Origin of the sequence: Mycetocola reblochoni REB411 (assembly GCF_900163835.1) — a bacterium.
GTDB classification, from domain to species: domain Bacteria; phylum Actinomycetota; class Actinomycetes; order Actinomycetales; family Microbacteriaceae; genus Mycetocola_B; species Mycetocola_B reblochoni.
Genome location: NZ_FUKR01000048.1, coordinates 1 through 24,308, shown reverse-complemented (window position 1 = coordinate 24,308; position 24,308 = coordinate 1). Strand labels below are relative to the sequence as shown.

General features: G+C 71.4%; 18 protein-coding genes. 12 read left to right on the top strand and 6 right to left on the bottom strand.

Annotated features, from left to right (window positions below):
* Positions 1-6: 6 nt before the first annotated feature.
* The 4 genes from FM119_RS08270 (at position 7) to FM119_RS08255 (ending at position 5,449) form a co-directional block, all read left to right on the top strand.
* Positions 7-1,140, top strand: coding sequence for a thiamine pyrophosphate-dependent enzyme (locus tag FM119_RS08270; protein WP_087137201.1), 1,134 nt, complete (start codon positions 7-9; stop codon positions 1,138-1,140).
* Between the two features lie 128 nt (positions 1,141-1,268).
* Positions 1,269-2,228 (top strand): alpha-ketoacid dehydrogenase subunit beta, encoded by a 960-nt coding sequence (locus tag FM119_RS08265; protein WP_245827397.1) that lies wholly within the window; start codon positions 1,269-1,271, stop codon positions 2,226-2,228.
* Between the two features lie 24 nt (positions 2,229-2,252).
* Positions 2,253-3,650: a dihydrolipoamide acetyltransferase family protein gene (locus tag FM119_RS08260; protein WP_087137199.1), complete on the top strand. Its 1,398-nt coding sequence runs from the start codon at positions 2,253-2,255 to the stop codon at positions 3,648-3,650.
* Between the two features lie 89 nt (positions 3,651-3,739).
* A complete protein-coding gene (locus FM119_RS08255) occupies positions 3,740-5,449 on the top strand; it encodes a long-chain-fatty-acid--CoA ligase (RefSeq protein WP_087137198.1) in 1,710 nt (569 codons plus the stop codon).
* Positions 5,450-5,456: 7 nt separating this feature from the next.
* On the opposite strand, the gene FM119_RS08250 is transcribed toward FM119_RS08255, so the two are convergent.
* The 6 genes from FM119_RS08250 to FM119_RS08225 form a co-directional block, all read right to left on the bottom strand.
* Entirely contained in the window at positions 5,457-5,768 is a 312-nt protein-coding gene (locus tag FM119_RS08250; RefSeq protein ID WP_087137197.1) for a hypothetical protein, read from the bottom strand.
* A gap of 201 nt (positions 5,769-5,969) precedes the next feature.
* Positions 5,970-6,782, bottom strand: coding sequence for an ABC transporter ATP-binding protein (locus tag FM119_RS08245; protein ID WP_087137196.1), 813 nt, complete (start codon positions 6,780-6,782; stop codon positions 5,970-5,972).
* Positions 6,779-7,828: a FecCD family ABC transporter permease gene (locus tag FM119_RS08240; RefSeq protein WP_087137254.1), complete on the bottom strand. Its 1,050-nt coding sequence runs from the start codon at positions 7,826-7,828 to the stop codon at positions 6,779-6,781. Before FM119_RS08240 ends, FM119_RS08245 begins: the two co-directional genes overlap by 4 nt.
* Before the next feature lie 29 nt (positions 7,829-7,857).
* Positions 7,858-8,904 (bottom strand): FecCD family ABC transporter permease, encoded by a 1,047-nt coding sequence (locus FM119_RS08235; protein ID WP_179205268.1) that lies wholly within the window; start codon positions 8,902-8,904, stop codon positions 7,858-7,860.
* The gene (locus tag FM119_RS08230; RefSeq protein WP_087137195.1) at positions 8,901-9,935 is read right to left on the bottom strand and encodes an iron-siderophore ABC transporter substrate-binding protein; all 1,035 of its coding nucleotides are present in this window, start codon (positions 9,933-9,935) and stop codon (positions 8,901-8,903) included. The genes FM119_RS08235 and FM119_RS08230 overlap by 4 nt, the downstream gene beginning before the upstream one ends.
* A gap of 267 nt (positions 9,936-10,202) precedes the next feature.
* Positions 10,203-11,009 carry a helix-turn-helix domain-containing protein gene (locus FM119_RS08225; protein WP_245827391.1) on the bottom strand — a complete coding sequence of 269 codons (807 nt, stop codon included), beginning with the start codon at positions 11,007-11,009 and terminating at the stop codon, positions 10,203-10,205.
* Between the two features lie 475 nt (positions 11,010-11,484).
* Here FM119_RS08225 and FM119_RS08220 point away from each other — a divergent pair, with 475 nt between their 5' ends.
* The 8 genes from FM119_RS08220 to FM119_RS08185 all read left to right on the top strand — a co-directional run bounded on the left by FM119_RS08220 (position 11,485) and on the right by FM119_RS08185 (position 24,271).
* Positions 11,485-12,810, top strand: coding sequence for a quaternary amine ABC transporter ATP-binding protein (locus FM119_RS08220; RefSeq protein WP_245827390.1), 1,326 nt, complete (start codon positions 11,485-11,487; stop codon positions 12,808-12,810).
* Positions 12,810-13,727: an ABC transporter permease gene (locus FM119_RS08215; protein ID WP_179205267.1), complete on the top strand. Its 918-nt coding sequence runs from the start codon at positions 12,810-12,812 to the stop codon at positions 13,725-13,727. Before FM119_RS08220 ends, FM119_RS08215 begins: the two co-directional genes overlap by 1 nt.
* A gap of 99 nt (positions 13,728-13,826) precedes the next feature.
* Positions 13,827-14,723, top strand: a complete 897-nt coding sequence (locus FM119_RS08210; RefSeq protein WP_087137192.1) for a glycine betaine ABC transporter substrate-binding protein — start codon at positions 13,827-13,829, stop codon at positions 14,721-14,723.
* Positions 14,724-14,894: 171 nt separating this feature from the next.
* Positions 14,895-15,935, top strand: coding sequence for a metal ABC transporter substrate-binding protein (locus tag FM119_RS08205; protein WP_087137191.1), 1,041 nt, complete (start codon positions 14,895-14,897; stop codon positions 15,933-15,935).
* On the top strand, positions 15,932-16,771 hold the full coding sequence (locus FM119_RS08200; protein WP_087137190.1) for a metal ABC transporter ATP-binding protein: 840 nt from the start codon (positions 15,932-15,934) through the stop codon (positions 16,769-16,771). Before FM119_RS08205 ends, FM119_RS08200 begins: the two co-directional genes overlap by 4 nt.
* Positions 16,768-17,640 (top strand): metal ABC transporter permease, encoded by an 873-nt coding sequence (locus FM119_RS08195; protein ID WP_087137189.1) that lies wholly within the window; start codon positions 16,768-16,770, stop codon positions 17,638-17,640. Before FM119_RS08200 ends, FM119_RS08195 begins: the two co-directional genes overlap by 4 nt.
* A gap of 155 nt (positions 17,641-17,795) precedes the next feature.
* Positions 17,796-18,227: a Fur family transcriptional regulator gene (locus FM119_RS08190; RefSeq protein WP_087137251.1), complete on the top strand. Its 432-nt coding sequence runs from the start codon at positions 17,796-17,798 to the stop codon at positions 18,225-18,227.
* 179 nt (positions 18,228-18,406) lie between these two features.
* Entirely contained in the window at positions 18,407-24,271 is a 5,865-nt protein-coding gene (locus FM119_RS08185) for a GH92 family glycosyl hydrolase (RefSeq protein WP_179205266.1), read from the top strand.
* Positions 24,272-24,308 lie beyond the last annotated feature (37 nt).

The window sequence follows — 24,308 nt, the reverse complement described above, 5'->3', positions numbered from 1 at the left end:
AAGACGATGGCATCAGCACCGCACGAGATCGCCGCCGACACCGTCCGTTTCCTCGACGAGAACGGTCGCTTCGCCCCCACCGCGAGCGCGGAGCCCTACCTGGAGCGCCTCGACGCGCTCGGCGACGACGACCACACGACTTTCCTGCGCGACATGCGCTTCTCCCGCGCCCTCGACACCGAGGCGACCAACCTGCAGCGGCAGGGCCAGATGGCGCTCTGGCCGCCGTCCAGGGGCCAGGAGGGCGCACAGGTCGGCTCCGGCAGGGCCGCGAGGGCGCAGGACCACATCTTCCCGTCGTACCGGGAGCACATCGTCCCGGTGATCAGGGGCGTCGACCCGATCGACATCGTCCGGCTGATGAAGGGCCTGAGCAACGGGGGCTGGGACCCGACCGACCCGTCCAACGGCAACACGCACCTCTACACCCTCGTCCTCGCGGCGCAGACGCTTCACGCCACCGGCTACGCGATGGGGATCGGTCTGGACGGCGCGTGCGCCACGGGCGACGTCGACCGCGACGAGGCCGTGCTCGTCTACTTCGGCGACGGGTCCACCTCGGAGGGGGACGCGAGCGAGTCGCTCGTCTTCGCCGCCAGCTACCAGACGCCCCAGGTGTTCTTCCTGCAGAACAACCACTGGGCCATCTCGGTGCCCGTCGAGCGGCAGTCGCGGGTGCCGCTGGTCAACCGGCCGGGCGGCTTCGGCATCCCCGGTGTGCAGATCGACGGCAACGACGTGCTCGCCTCCTACGCGGTCACCGCGCATCACCTGGACGAGGCCCGCTCCGGGCTCGGGCCGGCGTACATCGAGGCACTGACCTACCGGATGGGCGCGCACACGACCAGTGACGACCCCACCAAGTACCGGCTCAACGACGAGGTCGACTACTGGAGCACCAGGGACCCGATCGCCCGCTTCGACGCCTACCTCCTCGCGAAGGGCGCGGACGAGGCGCTGCTGGCCCGGGCCGACGCCGACGCGGCCGACTTCGCCTCCGACGTCCGCCGCCGCGCCCTCGCCCTCCAGCCCCCGGGGAGGGAGGAGATCTTCGACCACGTGTACGCGCAAGACCACCCCCGCATCGACGAGCAGAGCGCGTGGCTCGACGACTACGAGCGCCAGATGGAGGCCGAGTGATGAGCACCACGTCCCGTACCGAGCCCTCCGTCCCGGCCGCGTCCGACGCGGTGGGCGGCTCGTCCGTCCCGTCGGCGCCCGAGACCCCCTCCGGTGCCGTCGACGAGCCCCGCACGGCGACGCTGACGATGGCGAAGGCCATCAACTCCGGACTGCGCCAGGCGATGCTCGCCGACGAGCGCGTCCTGCTCATGGGCGAGGACATCGGCCCGCTCGGCGGGGTCTTCCGTGTGACCGAGGGACTGCACGCGGAGTTCGGTGCCGAGCGCGTCCGCGACACCCCCCTGGCCGAGTCCGGCATCGTCGGCACGGCCATCGGGATGGCGATGCGCGGCTACCGTCCGGTGTGCGAGATCCAGTTCGACGGCTTCATCTTCCCCGCCTTCAACCAGATCACCACGCAGCTGTCGCGGATGATCGCCCGGCACCGCGGTGCCATCGACATGCCGGTCGTGATCCGGGTGCCGTACGGCGGCAGGATCGGCGCGGTCGAGCACCACCAGGAGAGCCCCGAGGCCTACTTCGCTCACACGCCCGGCCTGCGGCTGGTGAGCCCCTCGACGCCGAACGACGCCTACTGGATGATCCAGGAGGCCATCGCCTCGCCCGACCCGGTTCTGTTCTTCGAGCCGAAGAGCCGGTACTGGCCGAAGGGCGAGGTGGACCTCGGCGGTTCCGCGGCGCCACTGCACAGCGCACGGGTGGTCCGCCGGGGCGACGACGTCACCCTGCTCGGTCACGGGGCGATGGTCTCGACCCTGCTGCAGGCGGCGGAGATCGCCGCCGCGGAGGGCATTAGCGCCGAGGTGGTCGACCTGCGGTCGCTGTCACCGGTCGACTTCGAGCCGATCCTGGAGAGCGTTCGCCGGACGGGCCGACTCGTCCTGGCGCAGGAGGCCAACGGCAACGTCTCGCTCGGCTCGGAGATCGCCGCGACGATCACGGAGAAGGCCTTCTACTCGCTGGAGGCGCCCGTGCTGCGGGTCTCCGGCTTCGACGCCCCGTTCCCCGCGGCGAAGCTGGAGGGGTTCTTCGTCCCCGACGCGGACAGGGTCCTCGAGGCCATCGACCGCTCCCTCGCCTACTAGCTCGGCCCACCCGCAGGAGTCTTCATGTCTGAACAGTTCTTCACCCTCCCCGACGTCGGCGAGGGCCTGACCGAGGCCGAGATCGTCTCGTGGAGGGTCGCCGCGGGGGACACGGTCGAGGTCAACCAGGTCATCGTCGAGATCGAGACCGCCAAGTCGCTCGTCGAGCTCCCGTCCCCCTACGCCGGTGTCGTCGGCGCCCTCCTCGTCGAGGAGGGCACGACGGTCGACGTCGGCACCGCGATCGTCCGGATCGACGGGGAGGGCGACGACGACGGCGACGGCGCCCCCGTCTCCGACTCGCTCGTCACCGAGCCGGTCGAGGTGACCGCGGGCGTCGAGACCGACCCCGACGAGGATGCGGGCTCCGGCGCCGTCCTCGTCGGTTACGGCTCGGAGGGCACGGCCGGCTCGCGGCGCAGGGGCCGCACCCGCGCCGAGCGTCGCGACGGCGCGTCCGGCGACCAGCCGGCCGCGCGCGCCGCCGCCCCCGCTGCGGCTCCGGTGCAGCGTTCGGCGCCCTCGCGTCCGGCGCCGCGCTCCGTGCCGGCGGCCGCCGCCGTCCCCGTCATCGCCAAGCCCCCGATCCGGAAGCTGGCCAAGGACCTCGGCGTCGACCTGACCACGGTCGTCGGCACGGGCCTCGTCGGAGAGATCACCCGCGACGACGTCGTCCGCGAGGCGAGCCAGGCCAGCGTCTTCCGCAACATCGAGACGCCGGCGTGGAAGGACGAGCGCGAGGAGCGCATCCCGGTGAAGGGCGTGCGCAAGATGACCGCGAGCGCCATGGTCCGTTCCGCGTACGAGGCACCGCACGTGAGCCTGTTCGTCGACGTCGACGCCACCCGCACGATGGAGTTCGTCAAGCGGCTCAAGGCCTCGACCGACTTCGCCGGCGTCAAGGTTTCGCCGCTTCTGGTCGTGGCCAAGGCGATCATCTGGGCCGTGCGCCGCAACCCGATGGTGAACGCCGCGTGGACGGACGAAGAGATCATCGTCAGGCACTTCGTCAACCTCGGCGTCGCCGCCGCGACCCCGCGCGGGCTCATCGTGCCGAACGTCAAGGAGGCGCAGTCGATGACCCTGCTCGAGCTGGCGCAGGCGCTCGAGCGGCTGACCCTGACGGCCCGCGACGGCAAGACCCCGCCGCAGGACATGCAGGGCGGGACGATCACGATCACCAACATCGGTGTGTTCGGGATGGACACGGGCACGCCGATCCTCAACCCCGGCGAGGTCGGCATCGTCGCGCTGGGCACGATCAAGCAGAAGCCGTGGGTGTTCGAGGGCGAGGTGCGGCCGCGCTTCGTGACGACCCTCGGCGCCTCCTTCGACCACCGTGTCGTCGACGGGGACGTGGCCAGCCGCTTCCTCGCCGACGTGGCCAGCATCCTCGAGGAGCCGGCGCTGCTGCTCGACTGATCCGGCCGATCCGTCCGGCCTGCATTCAGCCCGCGGCATGGTGGCGGGCGTAGCGTGGGGGTTCCCCGATCTCGACGAGAGGTGACGTGATGACGTCTGCCCACCCGTTCGCCGACCGCCCCTGGCTGGCCGCGTACCCCGAGGGTGTCCCTCACGACATCGACGAGGTGACGGAGACCCTTCCCGAGATGCTCGCGGCGAGCGTGCGCCGCTTCGGACGCCGCCCGGCGCTGGAGTTCTTCGGGGCGCAGACCAGCTATCGCGAGCTCGACGACGCGGTCGCCCGTGTTGCGTCCGCTCTGCGGTCGCGCGGCGTGCGCCGGGGCGACCGTGTCGCTCTCGTGCTGCCGAACTGCCCCCAGCACGTCATCGCCTTCTACGCCGCGATCCGCCTCGGCGCGATCGTCGTCGAGCACAACCCGCTCTATACGCCGCGCGAGCTGCGGCACCAGTTCGAAGACCACGGCGCGTCGGTCGCGATCGTGTGGGACGCCGTCGCCGACGTCGTCGCCGAGTTCCCCGCCGACATCCGGCCGGGGCACATCATCGCGGTCGACATGACCCGCGCGATGCCGAGGGGGACGCGCCTGGCGCTCCGACTGCCGATCCGGCGTGCCAGGGAGGCGAGGGCGAAGCTGACGTCCGCTCCGACCCGTCGAGGCGTGGAGGCGTGGGAGCGGCTGCTCGGCGCGCGCCGTCTGCCGCGCCGCGTGGCGGGACCCGCGGTGGGCGACCCCGCGCTGTTGCTCTACACCAGCGGAACGACGGGCACGCCGAAGGCCGCCGTGCTCACGCACCGCAACCTCAGGGCCAACGCGGCGCAGGGGAGGGCGTGGGTTCCGGAGCTGCGCGAGGGCGACGAGACGTTCTACGGGCTGCTGCCGATGTTCCACGCCTACGGCATGACGCTCTGCGGCACCTTCGCGATGAGCATCGGCGCCAAGCTGGTGCTGTTCCCCACGGTCGACGTCGACCTGGTCGTGGCGGCGGCGAAGAAGAGCCCGCCGACGTTCCTGCCCGCGGTGCCTCCGGTGTACGACCGCCTCGCCCGCGCCGCGCACGAGGGCCGGCTCGACCTCGGGGGCGTCCGTTTCGCGATCTCGGGTGCGATGACGTTGACCACGGCGACGATCAACCGGTGGGAGGAGGCCAGCGGGGGGCTCCTCGTCGAGGGCTACGGCATGACCGAGACCTCGCCGGTCGCGCTCGGCAACCCGATGGGTCCGGCGCGGCGCCCGGGCACGGTGGGGGTGCCGTTCCCCGGGACGGACATCCGGGTCGTCGATCCGGACGACCCGAGCGTGGACAGGGCGCCCGGCGAGGAGGGCGAGCTGCTGATCCGTGGACCGCAGGTTTTCGCCGGCTACTGGCACCGCCCGGACGAGACCGCGGAGACGCTCCTCGCCGACGGCTGGGTGCGAACGGGCGACATCGTGACGGTGTCGGACGACGGCTTCGTCACGGTCGTCGACCGGATCAAGGAGCTCATCATCACCGGGGGCTTCAACGTCGCGCCGAGCGAGGTGGAGGAGGTCCTGCGGACCCACCCGGACGTGGCCGACGCGGCCGTTGTCGCGCTGCCCCGACCGCAGGGCGGCGAGATGGTCGCGGCCGCGGTGGTGCTTGAGGACGGCGCCGTCGCGACGGCCGCCGCACTGAGGGACTTCTGCCGGACCCGACTCGCGGCCTACAAGGTTCCGCGTCGCATCGAGGTCGTCGACGAGCTGCCCCGCTCGCTCATCGGCAAGGTGCTGCGGCGCGAGGTGCGAGCCCGCCTGCTCGGCGTCGCCGCGGACTGAGCGCGCGTCAGGAGCGCACCCTGCTCCGCCGCGTCCTCCGGCGCGGGCGGCTGCGCGGCGTCGTGGAGGGGGAGGGGACGGCCGTCGTCGCGACGGGCCGGGACAGGGCGGCGTCGAGGGCCTCCTCGGCTTCCTGGCGGCTCGGGTGCGTGCCGAGGTCCTCGGCGGTGGGGCCGCGCAGCTCGTAGCCGGCGCCGGTCACGGTGATGTACCCGGCGAACTCGTCGTGGAGGGTCGCCGCGTAGACGTCGTCGGCGGACTGGCGCCAGCGGACGACGGGGGTGGACAGGGGAAGTGTGGGTCGTGCGTTGATGATCATGTCGTTTCTTTCGCCGCGCACGACGGTCGTCGGCGCACGCGGGCTCGTGTCCCGGCAACGGGCGTGCCTCGTGCCGGAGTGTTCAGGTGTTCGGGCGGAATGCCGGGGGACCGGGACGGACGGGAGAGGTCTGTACGCATCGGTCGCTCCGGAGTGAGCGAACCTCACGACGATAGCACGGACCCTGCCCGAGGGGAAGGGTCAGCCGGCGTCGCCGCGAACGTGATGGCGTCCGATCGGCAGCACGAGCGTCATCCCCGACACGGGGTCGTCGATGACGCGGCTGTCCAGCCCGAAGACGCGCCGGACCGTGTCCTCGGTGATGACCTCGTGCGGTGTCCCCGCTGCGTGCACGCCGCCCTCGTGCAGCGCGATCAGGTGGTCGGCGTAGCGGGCGGCCAGGTTGAGCTCGTGCAGCACGATGACGATCGTCGTCCCGCTCGAGCGGTTGAGCTCGGTGAGCAGATCGAGCACCTCCACCTGGTGGTTGAGGTCCAGGAAGGTCGTGGGCTCGTCGAGCAGTAGGACCTCGGTCTGCTGCGCGAGCGCCATCGCGATCCACACGCGCTGACGCTGACCCCCGGACAGCTCGTCGACGGGGCGGTCGGCGAGCTCGGCGATCTCCGTGGCCTCCAGTGCCGCCGCGACGATCGCGTCGTCCTCGGGGCTCCAGCGGGTGAACAGCCCCTGGTGAGGGTGACGTCCCCGACCGACGAGGTCGGTGACGGTGATGCCCTCCGGAGCGATCGGCGACTGGGGCAGGAGCCCGAGGGTGCGGGCGACGGCCTTCGCCTGCATCGAGTGGATGGGTGCGCCGTCGAGCAGCACACGCCCTGCGCTGGGGCGCAGAAGCCGGGCGAGCGCGCGCAGCAGCGTGGACTTGCCCGAGGCGTTCGCACCGACGATGACGGTGATGCGGCCGGGCGGGACGGTCAGGTCCAGGTCGTCGACGATGGTCCTGGCTCCGTAGCCGAGGCTGAGCGACTCCGCGGCGAGCGTGTGGTTCTCGGTCACAGTGAGCCTCCCTGGCGGTTGCTGCGGATGATGAGGTAGATCAGGTAGGGGGCGCCGAGCACGCCGGTGACCACGCCGACGGGGAAGCGCGTCCCGAGCAGGAACTGCCCGGCGAAGTCGGCGACGAGCACGAGCAGCGCGCCCACCAGCGCGGCGGGCAGCAGCGGCGAGCCGTGCGGGCCGACGATCCGGGCTGCGATCGGGCCGGACAGGAACGCGACGAAGGCGATGGGTCCTGCGGCGGCCGTCGCGAAGGAGATCAGGCCGACCGCGCAGACGACGACGATCAGCCGGGTCCTGTCGACGCGGACGCCGAGCGCGGCGGCGGTGTCGTCGCCGAGCCGGGTGGTGGTCAGGTTGCCTGACTGGGCCAGCAGCAGGGGTGTGAGCACGGCGGTCGCGACGAGCACGGGCACGACGCCGGACCAGCTCGCGCCGTTCAGGCTGCCCGTCAGCCAGCGGGTCGCGGCCTGCAGGTCCCACTCGGCCGCCTGCGAGAGCACGTACGCCGTCGCGCTGTCGAGCATGGCGGCGACGCCGATCCCGATGAGGATGAGCCGCGTGCCGGCGACCCCGCCACGGTGCGCGAGCGCGTACACGAGCAGGGCCACGGCGAGCCCGGAGACGATGGCGAACACGGAGACCGCTGCGGACGACAGGTGAAGCGTGACGATCGCGAACGCCGCGGCCGCGCTGGCCCCCGAGGAGATGCCGATGATGTCGGGGCTCGCCAGCGGGTTGCGGAGCATCGTCTGGAAGGACACCCCCGCCAGGCCGAAGCTGAACCCGGCGAGCACGGCCAGCGCGGTCCGGGGCAGGCGGAGCCGGCCGACGGTGAAGGAGGCGCCGGGCACGTCGTGCCCGAGGACCACGTCGACGACCTGCGCGGGTGAGTACACCGTCTGCCCGACCATCAGGCTGACCGCGGCGACGACGGCGATCGCGACCGCCAGGCCCGCGATGACGATCCGCCTCCGCCTGGCGCCGCCGCGGCGGGTGCGGACGACGGCCGCGAGCGTGGCCTCGTGTGCGCCACCGCTCGGCAGGGTGGAGGCCTGTGCCGCTCCTGCACTGTTCACAGTTCCCTCACCTTCTGGCGGCGCACGATGGCGATGAACACCGGTGCCCCGATGAGCGCGGTGATGATGCCGACGTCGACCTCGGACGGCCGTGCCACGACGCGGCCGATGACGTCCGCGGCGACGAGGAGCACGGCCCCGCCGAGCGCGGAGAACGGCAGCAGCCAGCGGTGGTCGATGCCGACGAGCAGCCGGAACAGGTGCGGCACGACGAGACCGACGAAGCCGATCGGCCCGGTCAGCGCCGTGCTCGCCCCGCAGAGGACGACCGCGCCGAGCGCGGCGGCCGCCCGGGCCACGGCGACGCGCTCGCCGAGTCCCGCCGCCAGCTCGTCGCCGAGCGCGAGCGAGTTCAGCGAACGGGCGGAGAGCAGGCAGATGGCCGTCCCGGCGATGAGGAAGGGCAGCACGACGGCGATCGAATCGCTGGTGGCGCCGCCGACCCCGCCGATCTGCCAGGAACGCACGTTGCCGGCGATGTCGTTGCGCGGCAGGACGACGGCGCTGATGAACGAGGCCAGCGCCGCGGTCGTGGCCGCGCCGGCGAGCGCGAGCTTGAGCGGCGTGGCGCCTCCGCGGCCGAGCGAGCCGACGACGTAGACGAACACCGCGGCCGCGCCGGCCCCGGCGATGGCGATCCAGATGGTCGCGGTGGCGGAGGAGACGCCGACGAACGCCAGCCCGCAGACGACGGCGAGGGTCGCGCCCATGTTGACGCCGAGGATCCCTGGATCGGCGAGCGGGTTGCGGGTGACGCCCTGCATGACCGCTCCGGCCAGCCCGAGCGCGGCGCCGGCGAGGACGGCGAGCAGTGTGCGGGGGATCCGGGTCGCGACGGCGGCCTGGTCGAAGCCGTCGGTGCCGCCGCCGAGGGCGGCGAGGATGTCGTCGAGGGCGACCTGGCGTGAGCCGATGCTGACGGAGGCGACGCAGAGCGCCACCAGTGTCCCCAGCGCGACGGCGAGCCAGAGCGCGCGAAGCCGCCTCGGGCGACGAACGACGTCGACGCCCGAGGCGGCTGGTGCGGTGCGGGGGAGGGTCACTCCGAGCGGGCGGCGGCCTCGCCGAGCAGCCCGACGTAGTCGTCGAGGATCCAGGAGATCGACAGCGGCGTCGGGTTCGCCGCGGTGCCGAGCGGCTGGTCGCCGGGCAGGCTGACGATCGCCCCGTTGGCGACGGCGGGCATCTGGGAGAGCAGCGGGTCGCCCTCGAGGGTCTCGACGAGCTCCTCGTCGCCGTAGGTGACGATGATGTCGACGTCGGAGAAGGAGTCGGCCTGCTCGGCGCTCGTGGTCAGGGCGAACTTGTCCGTCTCGGCCGAGGCGCTCGCGATGCTCTCCGGCGTCTTCAGGCCGAGGTCCTCGAAGAACATCGCCCTGGTGTCGTGGGTGGTGTAGAAGCTGACCTCGCTGAGGTCGCTCGTGTCGACGTGGGTGAGGAACATCGCGGTCGACTCGCCGAGCTCGGGGTGCTCCGCTGCGGCTGCGGCGATCTCGGTCTCCAGGTCGCCGATCAGCGCCTCGCCCTCGTCGGCCAGGCCGAGCGCGCGGCTGTTGAACTCGATCATCTCGCGCCACGGGGTGCCCCAGGCGGTCTCGGGGTAGGCGACGACCGGCGCGATCTCGCTCAGGGTGTCGTAGTCCTCCTGCGTCAGGCCCGAGTAGGCGGCGAGGATCACGTCGGGGTTGGTGTCGGCCACGCCCTCGAAGTCGATGCCGTCGGTCTCGTCGAACAGGACGGGGGTGTCGGCGCCGAGCTCGTCGAGCTTCTCGTCGACCCAGGGCAGCAGGCCATCGCCGTCATCGTCGCCGAAGTTGGCCGCGGCCATGCCGACGGGGACGACGCCGAGTGCGAGGGGGACCTCGTGGTTGGCCCACGCGACGGTCGCGACGCGCTCGGGCTTGGTCTCGATCGTCGTCGTGCCGAGCGCGTGCTCGATGGTGACGGGGGTCCAGTCGCCGCTTCCGGAGGTGGCGGTGGCGTCGGCGTCGCCCGTGCCGGACGAGCAGGAGGCGAGGCCGGCGACGAGGAGCGCGGCGGCGGGGAGGGCGAGCAGGCGGGAGGCGCGAGCCATGGTGTCCTTTCGGGGGCGCGGCACGGGCCGGCGCGGGGAGAGGGGAGGGCCGTCGGCGCGTTCGGGGGACCCGTCGTCGCACGACTGATAAGGATTGCCTAAGCAAAGGTAGATGAGCGCTAGGGGCATTGCAATCACGCAGAGCAGACACTCTTCTTCGCGGATCGGACAGTCGCGGCCGGTGGAGCGCGACCGCGCGTGACCATGCACGGCCCGGCGCCGGGGCACGGTGCCCCGGCTGCGCGCCGCGGCGCCGCGCGGTCCCGCTCACCCGCCGGTGCGGAACCTGCCGGGGCTCGTCCCCGTCACGCGGCGGAACGCGGTGCTGAAGGCGCTCGCCGAGGCGTAGCCGACCTGCTCGGCGACGTCGTCGAGCGACTCGCCCCTGGTGAGCGCGGCGATGGCGTGCTGGGCCTTCGCCGTCGCCACCCACTGGCTGAAGCCGACGCCCGTCTCAGCGAGGAAGCTGCGCGTGATCGTCCGGGACGACACCCCGAGCAGCGACGACCACTCGGCGAGGGTCGTGGTGTCGGACGGGCTGTCCTGACAGCGGTCCGCGATCGGCCGGAGCAGGGGGGACTGCGGCAGTTCGAGCAGCAGACGGCGGGGGGAGGGGCGCATGACGTCGAGCACCATCTCCTCGGTCAGCGCCCGCGAGGCGTCGGCCAGCCCGTTCTCGCCGAGGCGTTCCAGCAGCAGCCGGAGCAGAGGGGTCAGCTCGATGCCGACCGCCTCGGCGGCCAGCGCGGGTGTGGCGGAGACGGAGAACTGATGGGCCCGGTACGTGCTGCCGGCCGGCATCCGCCCGGAGTGCGGTGTCCCCGCGGGGATCCACAGGCCCATCGACCGCGTGATCGTCCAGCGCCTGCGGCCGACGGTGGCGCTGGACGCGCCGTTCTCGTGCCAGATCAGCTCGTGCGTCGGGTGGGAGTGCTCCTGCCAGACGGTGTCCTGCTCGACGCGCTCGCTCATGCTCTGGATCACGAACGGCACGGGGAAGGCGCCGGCCGCGTAGCGGGGCAGTGCTCGGGCGTCGACGAGGCCGGGCGAGGGCGGCGAGGGGCGGGGGCTCACGCTCCCAGGCTAGGCGTCGCGGGCGCGGCTGGTCGCCGTTCGTGCGCAAATACGCCGTGGGGTGCACCTGTGGGGTAACGAAAACGCAACGATGGCATCCTTGTGCGCAAATCCATGCTGATCGGGGGTTTCGACGTACTCCCTCCCGAAAGGCTCGACGTTCATGACCCACGGGGAGTGCACGGGGCACGACGGGCGGCACCGAGCCGCGTTAGCCTGGTTGGCGGCCCCTCGGGGTGCAAATCCAGTCCGCGATCGCATTACCACGGCCCGTTTCGTGGGGGTGCGGCGTACGGTCGGAGGCGTTGGCGGCGGTCCCATGACCGCCCCCGGGATCACCCGAATCGCGTGGCACGGCGTAGAAGGATCCGCGTGTCACCCGCTTGATGGATGGGGATCCGGCACGACGTCATCGGCCCGGTCGTGAGAACAGATGAGCGCACTGCCGGACCCGACCGGCGCGCGTGGAGAGAACGTGTCAGGCATTGACGAAACACGGACGGTCGCCGTCCGAGCCCAGAATGTGTACAAGGTCTTCGGCCGCAAGCCGAAGGAGGCGGTCCGCCGCCTCCAGGCCGGCGAGAGCCGCGAGCAGGTGGCGTCGCTCGGCACCGCGGCCGTGATCGACGCCAGCTTCGATGTGCACCAGGGCGAGATCTTCGTGGTCATGGGGCTGTCCGGCTCCGGAAAGTCCACCCTCATTCGCATGCTGAACGGCCTGTGGGACAGCACCGCCGGCAGCGTCTCGGTGTTCGGCACCGAGATCGTCGGCATCTCCGACGCGGAGCTGCGCGAGGTCCGCCGCACGAACGTGTCGATGGTGTTCCAGCACTTCGCGCTGCTGCCGCACCGCACGGTGCTGGACAACGCCGCCTACGCCCTCGAGATCCAGGGCGTCGGAGCGGCCGAACGGCGCGAGCGCGCGCAGCGCATCGTCGAGCGCGTCGGCCTGAAGGGCTGGGAGGACAAGCTCCCCGGCGAGCTCTCCGGCGGAATGCAGCAGCGCGTCGGCCTGGCCCGTGCGCTCGCCGCCGACACCGACATCCTGCTCATGGACGAGGCATTCAGCGCGCTCGACCCGCTGATCCGGCGCGAGATGCAGGAGCAGCTGATCGAGCTCCAGCAGGAGCTCGGCAAGACGATCATCTTCATCACCCACGACCTCAACGAGGCGATGTTCCTCGGTGACCGGATCGCCGTCATGCGCGACGGCCGGATCGTCCAGGTCGGCACGCCCGACGACATCCTCACGGACCCGGCCAACGACTACGTCGCCCAGTTCGTCCAGGACGTCGACCGTGCCCGCGTGCTCACCGCCTCCGGCGTCATGGAGCCCGTGCGCTCGGTCGTCCAGGTCAGCGCGGGCCCCCGCGGCGCGCTGCGTGTCATGCGCGATCTGCAGACCTCCGCCGTGTTCGTGGTCGGCCACGGCCGCAAGCTCGTCGGTGTCGCCTTCGACCGCGACGTGCTCCAGCAGGTGCGGTCCGGCGAGAACGACCTGATGAAGGTCGTCCGCAACGACCCCGCCACGGTCACGGCGGACCAGCACCTCAGCGAGCTCTTCGAGTACTCGGCCGACTCCAGCCTGCCCATCGCCGTCGTCGACGACAACGCCCGCCTCATCGGCGTCGTCCCCCGCGTCACGCTGCTCGCGGCGCTGGCCAACCAGCCGTCGAACACGAGCGAGCTGCCCGTCGTCGAGCCCCCGGTCACCGTCCCGGTCGACCTGATCACGCAGACGCTGCGCGACACGGGGGGCCCCACCGACGATGAGCTGGCCGCGAGCGAAGGGAGCAAGTGATGGAGTTCCGTATCCCCCTCGGCGACTGGGCCGAAGAGGCCGTCGCCTGGATCACCGCCACCCTCGGCGGGCTGTTCGACGTCATCCGTGCGATCGCCGCCGGCATCTACGATGCCGTCGACGTCGTGCTGGCGTCGCCGCCGTTCTGGGTGATCATCATCATCGCCGTCGTGCTCGCCTTCATCGCGCGTGGCTGGGTGTTCGCGCTCGGCTCGGCGATCGGCCTGCTCGTCATCGTCGGCGTCGACCAGTGGGACAACGCGATGGACACCCTCGCGCTCGTCCTCGTCGCCAGTGCGATCGCGATCCTGATCAGCATCCCGCTCGGCATACTCGCCGCCCGGTCGGACACGGCGTCGAAGATCATCAAGCCGATCCTCGACTTCCTGCAGACCATGCCCGCCTTCGTCTACCTGATCCCCGCGCTCATCCTGTTCCGGGTCGGTGTGGTCCCCGGCATCGTCGCGACCATCATCTTTGCCATGGCGCCCGGCGTCCGGCTCACCGAGCTCGGCATCCGTGGTGTCGACAGGGAGGTCGTCGAGGCCGGCCAGGCGTTCGGCGCCACCCCCGGCCGCATCCTGCGTCAGATCCAGCTGCCGCTGGCGATGCCGTCGATCATGGCTGGCGTCAACCAGGTGATCATGCTCTCGCTGTCGATGGTCGTCATCGCCGGAATGGTCGGTGCGGGCGGTCTCGGAGGCGAGGTCGTCGCCGCGCTGAACCGGATCGACGTGGGCCTGGGCTTCGAGGCCGGACTCTCCGTGGTGATCATCGCGATCTTCCTCGACCGGCTCTCCGCCTCGCTCGGCGGCCGTAAGCGTCGTGTGCGCGCCGCGTCCCCGTCGCGTGCGAGCGATGACGCGGACTCGGCCGCGGACAAGGCCGCCGCGTCGATCGTCAAGACCCCCCACTAGCCGACACGGCCCCGTGCCGTGATCACCGTGCCGCCCATCGGTACCCGCATCACAATCCCCACGACCCGCCTCGCGGCGGGAAGAAAGGAAACATCAGCAATGAAGTCATTCACCAAGATCGCCCTGAGCGGCGTCGCCGTCGCCGGACTGCTCGGCGTCGCCGGCTGCTCCTCCTCCGGGTCGTCCGACGAGACGCTCGAGAACGGCGACGCGAAGGACGTCACCATCGCCGTGTTCAACGGCTGGGACGAGGGCATCGCCGCGAGCGAGCTCTGGAAGGCCGTGCTCGAGGGCGAGGGCTACGAGGTCGAGCTCGAGTACGCCGACCCCGCACCCGTCTACCAGGGCCTGTCGGACAACGACTACGACCTGACCCTCGACACCTGGCTGCCGGTCACCCACAAGAGCTACATCGACCAGTACGGTGACAAGATCACCGACCTCGGCGCGTGGAACGAGGAGGCCAAGCTGACCATCGCGGTCAACGAGGACGCCCCGATCGACTCGCTCGACGAGCTCGCCGACAACGCCGACCTGTTCGGCAACCAGCTGGTCGGCATCGAGCCGGGCGCCGGCCTGACCGAGGTGACCACCGACAAGGTGATCCCGGAGTACGGCCTCGAGGACATGGACTACCTGACCTCCTCCACCCCGGCGATGCTCACCGAGCTGAAGGCCGCCACTGACAAGGGCGACAACGTCGCTGTGACGCTGTGGCGCCCGCACTGGGCCTACGACGCGTTCCCGATCAAGGACCTCGAGGACCCGAAGGGCGCGCTCGGCGGCGCCGAGGGCATCCACTCCTTCGGCTCGAACGAGTTCGAGGAGAAGTACCCGACCCTGACCGGCTGGCTGCAGAACTTCTCGATGGACAACGAGCACCTCTACTCGCTGGAGAACGTGATGTTCAACGAGAACGACACCGACGACTACGGTCCCATCGTCGAGCAGTGGATCGCCGACAACCAGGAGTACGTCGACGGGCTGACCAAGTAACAGCGGCATTCCGTCGGAACGGGCCGGGAGCACACGCTCCCGGCCCGTTCTGCGCGCCGGGAGGCGGGAACGGCGTCCTCGTCCTCACGCGGCAGCCCGGCGGTGAGGAGAAGCGGGCCGGCAGCCATGACCCGATTTTGACAACCGTTATCAATAACCTACGATGGGGACATGCAGAATCGTCGCCTCCTGGCCCTCGGGGCCCTCCCGCTCACCGCGATCGTCATCACCGGCTGCTCGTCGGCCGACAGCGGCGGAGGCGACCAGAGCCCCGGCGCTGACGGCGTGCTGACCGTCGTGGCGTCGACCAACGTCTACGGCGACATCGCCAGCTCCGTCCTCGGCGACACCGCCGAGGTCACCAGCATCATCGACTCCTCCGCCCAGGACCCGCACGAGTACGAGGCGACCGCGCAGGACCAGCTCGCCATCAGCAAGGCCGACATCATCATCGAGAACGGCGGCGGCTTCGACCCGTTCATCGACAGCCTGATCAGCGCCTCCGGCAACGACACGGCCGTGGTGCTCAACGCCTCCGAGCTCTCCGGGCTCATGCCCGGTGCCGAGGAGCACAGCCACGACCACGAGGGGGAGGACGCGGACGCCGCGGAGACCACCGAGACGGAGGACGCCCACGACCACGCCGAGGAGGGCGAGGACGAGCACGAGGGCCACGACCACATCGAGGGCTTCAACGAGCACGTCTGGTACAGCTTCGACGCGGTCGACAACCTCGCGCACGAGCTCGTCCACGCCGCCGGCGACGTCGACGAGAGCATCGCCGACGCCGCCCACGAGGGTTACGAGGCGTTCGCCGCGAAGCTCGCCACGCTCGGGGAGACCGCGGACGGCCTGAGTTCCGTCGCCGACGGCAGGGACAGCCTCGCCACCGAGCCCGTCCCGGGCTACCTGCTCGAGCGCGTCGGCCTGCACGACGTCACGCCCGCCGACTTCAGCGAGGCCGTCGAGGAGGGCGATGACGTCCCTCCGCTGGCGCTGCAGCAGACGCTCGACCTCGTCGACTCGGGTGACCTCGCGCTCGTCGCCACCAACACGCAGTCTGGGGGCGCCGAGGCCGACCAGGTCGTGTCCGAGGCGGAGAAGGCCGGCCTGCCGGTCGTCCCGTTCTCCGAGACCCTGCCGGAGGGCGCCGGATATATTGAGTGGATGACCGACAACCTGAGCGCGCTCGACGACGCGCTGCAGAAGTGAGCGGCACCGCCGCTGCGAGCGCACCCGTCCTCCAGGTGGAGGGCGGGTCGCTCCGTTTCGGGCAGCGTGTGCTCTGGGACGAGCTCGACCTCAGCGTGGCACGGGGTGAGTTCCTCGCCGTCCTCGGGGCGAACGGCTCGGGCAAGACCAGCCTGCTCAAGGCCATCCTCGGCCAGCTGGCGCTCAGTGAGGGGCAGATCCGGGTGTCCGGCCGCCCGGTGCGCCGGGGAGACCGCTCGATCGGCTACATCCCCCAGCAGCGCCTCATCCCCGCCGGGACGCCGCTGCGGGCGCGCGACCTGATCGGTCTCGGCATCGACGGGCACCGCTTCGGGCTGCCGCTGCCCTCACGGGGCAAGCGCGAGCGCGTCGACGCCCTCCTCGGCGAGGTCGGTGCGACGTCCTACGCCGACGAGCCGGTCGGCTCCCTCTCCGGGGGCGAGCAGCAGCGTCTTCGCGTCGGGCAGTCGCTCGCGTCGGACCCCGTGATGCTGCTGTGTGACGAGCCGCTGATCAGCCTCGACCTCAACCACCAGCGCGCCGTGAGCGAGCTCATCGACCGGCGCAGGCGCGACGACGGCACGGCGGTCGTGTTCGTCACCCACGACATCAACCCGATCCTGCCGATGGTCGACCGGGTGCTCTACCTCGCCGACGGTCGCTTCCTCACCGGGACACCCGACGAGGTGCTGCGCAGCGAGGTCCTCACCGCGCTGTACAAGACGCCGATCGAGGTGATCCGCGCCGCCGGCCAGGTGATCGTCGTCGGCGTGCCCGACCAGCACGGCCACCACGGTCCGGCAGGGCACGAGCACGGGACGGAGGCCACGGCATGACCGCCCTCGCGTTCGACCCCTCCGACCTCTGGGCGCGCCTGTTCAGCTTCGAGAACTACGGCGAGATCCTCGCGCTCGTGCAGAACTCGATCCTCGCCGCCGCGGTGCTCGGCGTCGTCGGCGGCCTGATCGGCGTGTTCGTCATGCAGCGGGACATGGCCTTCGCCGTGCACGGGATCAGCGAGCTCTCCTTCGCCGGTGCCGCCGCCGCACTGCTGTTCGGCGTGAACGTCGTCGTCGGCTCCGTGGTGGGGTCGCTGATCGCCGCCCTTCTGATCGGCGGGCTCGGTGCGAAAGCGAGGGACCGCAACTCGATCACGGGTGTGCTCATGCCGTTCGGGCTGGGGCTCGGCATCCTCTGCCTGGCGCTCTACCCCGGACGCAGCGGTAACCAGTTCGGACTGCTGACGGGGCAGATCGTCTCCGTCGACTCGCCCCAGCTGGGCGCGCTCGTCGTGATCTCCGCGCTCGTGCTCGTCGTGCTGATGCTGATCTGGCGGCCGCTGAGCTTCGACAGCCTCGACTCGGACGTGGCGGCGGCGCGCGGCGTGCCCTCGGGGGTGCTGTCGGTCGTGTTCATGGTGCTGCTCGGCCTGACCGTCGCGGTGTCGGTGCAGATCATCGGTGCCCTGCTCGTGCTCTCCCTCGTGGTCACGCCGGCCGCGGCGGCCTTGCGCGTCTCCGCGTCGCCGGTGATGGTGCCGCTGCTCAGCGTGACGTTCGGCGTCGTCTCCGCGGTGGGGGGCATCCTGCTCGCCCTCGGCGGTTCGTTGCCGATCAGCCCGTACATCACCACGATCTCGTTCCTGATCTACCTGGTCTGCCGTGTGGCCGGCCGCCGTCGCGTGTCGCGGAGGGTGCACGCCTGAGGCAGGCGCGACCTGACGGGGGAGTGCCCGGGCCTGCGCGGGGGTTGTTCTCCTGTCCCGCTCACGTGGGGGTTCGCGGTGGGCGCAGGCGCTGTCCTGGGGTTTCCCGCGGCCAGGCGGTACCCTGAACGGTGGAGAGGGGACCCCTGATGGCCGTGGCGAAACGGAACACCTGGCAGCGTGAGGCGGTGCGGACCGCGCTCGACGACGCCGAGGGGTTCATCAGCGCCCAGTCGCTGCACGCCCGGCTCCGTGACGAGGGGTCGTCGATCGGTCTGGCCACGGTCTACCGCGCGCTCACCTCGCTCAGCGGGGACGGCGAGGCCGACTCGCTCCAGTCGCCGGACGGGGAGAACCTCTATCGCGCCTGCGTGAGCAGCGGTCACCACCACCACCTCATCTGCCGGAACTGCGGTCTCACCGTCGAGATCGAGGCGGACGAGGTCGAGGCGTGGGCGTCGCGTGTGGCGTCGGCCCAGGGCTTCACGCAGGCCAGGCACGTGGTCGACATCTTCGGCCTCTGCGCGAACTGCACCGCCGCCGTTGCGGACGGCTCCGCGGATCCCGCGGGGGACGCCTCCGCCTGACCCGCCGGTCCTTGTCGTCCCGCGGCCCGCGTCGCCGACTGCGGCACGCTGCGCGGGCGGACGGTCGTTTCACCTCCAGGCGTTGACAGCACCGGCCCGGCAGCGATAGACATAGGCAGATTGACAACGCTGTCAAATGTGCGGGGACGTCGAGCTCCGCTTCGATCCGGAGAGTGACAATGACGTCTGAGACCGACACCACGCCACCCGCGCGCCGCCGGCGCCGCGGCGCGCGAGCCACCACCGCCCTCATCGTCAGCGGGGCCGTCCTCGTCGGCGGCGGCAACCTGCCCGCCGCGGCGGCGCCGACCGCGGGGGAGGCGTTCGCGACCTCCTTCGAGAGCGGTGACGCGGCCACCCTCGTCAGCACACCGTGGACCGACCCGGTCAACGTCGTCGGCTCCAGCGGCTACCGGCCCGGAAGCGCGCTCGGCCTCGTCGAGGAGGTCACCGCGACGGCGGAGAACAGCCCCAACGAGGCGGCCATCAACCTGACCAGCACCGACCCGAGCACCAAATGGCTCGCCTTCGAGCGCACGGCGGACATCGTCTACTCCTTCAGCGAGACCGTCCACATCGCGCGGTACACGCTGACCGCGGGCAACGACGCCCCCGAGCGCGACCCCAAGGACATCGTCGTCGAGGGGCGAAGCGGAGACGGCGCCTGGACCGCACTCGACACGCGGACGGGCCTGAGCTTCCCCCAGCGCGGCGCCGAGCTCAGCTTCGAGCTGGACGAGCCGGCCGACGTCGACCAGCTGCGGCTGCGCATCACCGCGAACAACGGCGGCGGCATCACCCAGCTGTCCAGCTGGGACGTGCTCGACGGCAGCGACGAGCCCGCACCGGACGCGCCCATGACGACGGAGATCGGCTCAGGGCCCGGATCGAGCCCGACGGCGGCCATCCGGAAGGGCTTCACCGGCGTGCAGTCACTGCGCTACGCGGGCAGCCATCGCGGCGACGGCGCGGCATCGGCGAGCAACGTCCTCATCGAGGACGTCGACACGCGGATCGCCGCCGACAGCGAGCTCAGCTACCGCATCTTCCCCGAGCTGGACAGCGACGACCTCCAGTACCCGGCCACCTATGCGGCGGTCGACCTGCTGCTCGACGACGGCACGACAGCCTCGGCAGGCGATCTGCTGCGCGACGAGCACGGCGGGGGCATCGGAGCCCGCCAGCAGGGCGAGAGCAAGATCCTCTACGGCAACCAGTGGAACGCGGTCACCGTCGACCTCTCGCCGCTGGCCGGGCGCACCATCGACAAGGTGCTGCTCAGCTACGACAACCCGTCAGGCCAGTCCTCCACCGAGTTCCAGGGCTGGGTCGACGACATCGAGGTCACGCCGGACACCGAGCCCATCGACGGCTCCAGCCTGGTCAACTACGTGGACACCCGCAGGGGCACCAACTCCAGCGGAGCGTTCTCGCGCGGCAACAACATCCCGGCGGCGGCCGTCCCGAACGGCTTCAACTTCTACACGCCGATGACCAACGCGACCAGCGACACCTGGCTCTACAACTACGCCAGCGCGAACAACGCGGACAACCTCACCGAGCTGCAGGCGATCGGCATCTCCCACGAGCCGAGCCCGTGGATGGGCGACCGCAACCAGCTGGCCATCATGCCGGCGCTCGCCGGCACGACCGAGCTCGCACCGGCGAAGCGCGCGCTCGCGTTCCGCCACGACAACGAGATCGCCAGGCCTGACCTGTACAGCGTGCGCTTCGAGAACGGCGTGGCCGCCGAGGTCGCGCCGGCCGACCACTCGGCGATCATGCGGTTCCAGTTCCCCGAGGGCGCCGAGTCGGGCACCGTCGTCGTCGACCGCACGCTCGGCGATGCCAAGCTGAGCGTCGGCGAGGACGGCGTCGTCAGCGGCTGGGTCGACGCGGGCAGCGGGCTGTCCGTCGGCCGCTCCCGGATGTTCGTGTCCGGGCAGCTGGACGCGCCCGTCACCGGCGTCACGACCGACGCCGCCAGGGACAGCGCCAGGGCCGCCACCGTGTCGCTGTCCGGCGACCGGATCGTCGAGCTCCGCATCGCCACCTCGTTCATCTCGCAGGAGCAGGCGGCGGCCAACCGCGATCTGGAGGTCACCGGCCGCGGCTTCGACGACGTCAGGGGCGACGCCGAACGCGCCTGGAACGAGCGCCTCGGCGTCATCAGCGTGGAGGGCGCAGGGGACGACCAGCGCACCACGCTGTACTCCAGTCTGTACCGGCTGAACATGTACCCGAACTCGCAGTTCGAGAACACCGGCACCGCGGCCGAGCCGCGTTACCAGTACGCCAGCCCCGTCGCCGAACGGAGCGGGACCGCGACGGACACGACGACGAATGCCCCGATCCGCGACGGCAAGATCTACGTCAACAACGGCTTCTGGGACACCTACCGGACCGCATGGCCCGCCTACTCGGCGCTGTACCCCGACCTCGCGCCCGAGCTGATCGACGGCTTCGTCCAGCAGTACCGCGACGGCGGCTGGATCGCGCGCTGGTCCTCGCCCGGGTACGCCGACCTCATGACGGGGACGAGCTCCGACGTGGCCTTCGCCGACGCCTACATGAAGAACGTTCCCATCGCCGAGGCGCTGGACACCTACGACGCGGCGCTGAAGAACGCGACGGTCCCGACCACGGTGAAGGGCGTTGGGCGCAAGGGCCTCGACACCTCGATGTACCTCGGCTACACCCCGGCGCAGACGCACGAGAGCGTGTCGTGGGGGCTCGAGGGCTTCATCAACGACTTCGGCATCGGCCAGATGGCCGCGGGCCTGGCCGCGGACGACCGCACGCCGGCCGGCAGGGTCGATCAGCTCGTCGAGGAGTCGGAGTACTTCCTCGACCGGGCGCAGCACTACGTGCACATGTTCAACGAGGAGACCGGCTTCTTCCAGGCCCGGAACGCGGACGGCGAGTTCGCCACCCCCGCAGCCGACTTCGACCCGGGCGACTGGGGCGGCTCGTACACCGAGACGAACGGCTGGAACTTCGCGTTCCACGCGCCGTTCGACGTCGACGGCCTCGCCGCGCTCTACGGCGGCAGCGAGGGCCTGACGGCGAAGCTCGCCGAGTTCTACGGCGAGCAGGAGCGGGCGGACAAGCCCGGTGGATACGGCGGCGTCATCCACGAGATGGTCGAGGCGAGGGACGTGCGGATGGGGCAGCTCGGCATGAGCAACCAGGTCTCGCACCACATCCCGTACATCTCCGCGGCCGCGGGCGACCCCTCGACGACGCAGTCCGTGGTCAGGGAGATCACCCGGCGCCTCTTCGTCGGCAGCGAGATCGGCCAGGGGTACCCCGGTGACGAGGACAACGGCGAGATGAGCTCCTGGTACGTGTTCTCCGCCCTCGGCTTCTACCCGCTGAGCATGGGGACCGACAGCTACACGATCGGCTCGCCGCTGTTCGACTCGGCCACCATCCACCGCGAGGGCAGGCCCGACTTCACGATCACGGCGGAGGGCAACAGCGTCGACAACGTCTACATCCAGTCGGCATCGCTCAACGGCGAGCCGCTGGAGGCCCCGTCGCTGTCTCAGGACGCCATCGACGAGGGCGGGACGCTCGCGTTCCGGATGGGGGCGTCGCCGACCGCGTGGGGCGAGTCCAGCTCGGACGAGCCGGTCCGCCAGCCGCGCGTCGACGTCGCCGGCGGCGAGCTGAGCACGGTGCGGAGCGAGGACACCGCGGACGTGGCCGCTCTGACCGACGACTCGGCCGTCACGACCACGGTGTTCGACACCGCGTCGCCGACCGTCTCGGTCCGCTCCCGGCAGGGGGCCGTCCAGCTGAGCGGCTACACCTTGACCGCGTCCGGCTCGGCGGCCGCGCCGTCGTCGTGGACGCTGGAGGGCTCGGCCGACGGCAGCAGCTGGACGCGTCTGGACAGCCGGAGCGGGGAGGAGTTCCGCTGGTCGGGGCAGAACCGCCCGTTCCAGATCGCCGAGTTCGGCGCGTACAGCCACTACCGGCTCGTCGTGTCGGAGAGCTCCACGGGGGAGGCCGTGTCGCTGGCCGAGCTCGAGCTCCTCGCCGACGCCGACGTCGTGGACAGCGCCTTCACCGTCACGGCGGGGGAGGAGATCACCGTGCAGCCGGGCGTCGAGGTCACCGAGCAGCTGGCCGCCATCACCGGCGAGTCGGAGTCGGCGGACGACTACACCGTCACGGTCGACGCCGGAGACGGCTCCGAGCCGGTCCCCGCGGCGCTGACCCGCGGCGCACTGGGCGCCTTCACCGTCACGGCCCCGCTGAGCTACGAGCGGGCTGGGGTGTACTCCGCGGTCGTCACCGCCACGGACGGCTCGACGACGGAGAGCGCCACCGTGCCGATCCGCGTCGAGCGTCAGGTGGTCGACTCGCTCACCGACGCCTTCGACTCCGTGTGCATCGCCGAGGAGGGCGTCGCGGGCGACTGCGACGGCCAGAACACGGCGTACGAGCGGCCCGACCTGGCCGCGGACGGCTTCGTCCAGGACGGCACCACGCCGATCGCGGTCCCCGGCACGGAGCTGAGCTTCACGCTGCCCCGGGTGGAGCCGGGCGAGCCGGACAACGCGACCGGTCGCGGCCAGGTCATCCCGCTGACCGTCGCCGAGGGAACCACGTCGATCTCGCTGATCGGCACGGCGACCGAGAGGGCGCAGGACGAGGTCGGCACGCTGACCTTCTCCGACGGCTCGACGGCGGAGATCCCGATCGCCTTCGGCGACTGGACGGCCAACAGGACGAGCCTGTACGCGGACAACATCCTCGTGGCGACCTCCGAGCACCGCAGGGTCGGTGCGGACCGGCTGAACGGCACGGCCGCGGGGATCTACTCGACCGCCCCGGTCGAGCTCCCGTCCGACCGCACCCTCGTGTCGCTGACGCTTCCCGTCCAGGACGGGTCGCCGACGACGGAGGGCAGGATCCACGTGTTCGCGCTCGCCTCCGACGGCGGGGTGTCGGTGAGCGAGCCGTGGCGACTGGACGGCGCCGAGCAGGCGGAGGCCGTCGCAGGGACCGAGTTCTCGACCGTCCTCGCCGAGATCGGCGACCGCGCCCCCGCGGCGGATGCCGGGTACACGGCGACCGTCAACTGGGGTGACGGCGCGGCCGTCGCCGAGGCCGCCGTCGACACGGAGGCGCCGCGGGCGATCCGCGCCTCGCACGTCTTCGCCGAGGCGGGGACGTACACGGCCACGGTCGTCGCGGACGACGGGGTGCGCACGGCAGCGGCCACGGTCGACGTCGTGGTCGCCGAGCCGCAGGCCGAGTTCGATCCGACGCTCAGCCTCGGTGTGGACGGTGCGGTCGCGCCCGGTGCCCGCGTCGGGGTCAGCGGCGAGGGCTTCGCGCCGGGCGAGGACGTCGAGTTCCGCTTCGACGGCGGCTCGACCGGGCTCGTGGCGGACGCCGACGGCCGCATCTCGACCGAGATCACGGTCAGGGAGGACGCGGCCGACGGCGAGTACGAGGTGCTCGCGATCGGCGCCGAGTCGGCGGTCCCTGCCAGGGCGATCCTCACCGTGGACGGCGAGGGCTCGACCGAGCCGCCCGTCGAGTCGGAGGCGAGCCTCGTGCTCGCAGCCGGCAGCGTCTCGCCGGGCGAGACCGTGGCCTTCACCGGCGACGGGTTCGCGGCGGGCGAAGCGGTGGCGCTCGTTCTCCACTCGACCCCGGTCGAGCTGCTCGACGTCGAGGCCAGCGGCGACGGCATCGTCTCGGGCGAGTTCGTCGTCCCGGCCGATACCGAGCTCGGCGAGCACACGGTCGTGGCGACCGGCGGGGAGTCAGGGGCCGAGGCGTCGGCACCGCTGACCGTTTCCGCACCGGTCGACCCGACGCCGCCCGGCGGCTCGTCGGGCGGCTCGGCCACGCCGACGCCGGGTGCCGCCGGTTCCGGTTCCGATTCCGACGGTGAGTGGTCGGGGATCCTCTCCGACACCGGTGCCGACGGCTCGGCGGCGCTCCGGCTGGCCGGGATCGCCGGGGGGCTGCTGCTCGCCGGGGCGGCTGTGGTGCTGTGGCTGCGGCGGCGACGACGCTGATACCGAGCGCCGGTGCCAGCTCGAAGTCGTCGAAGCC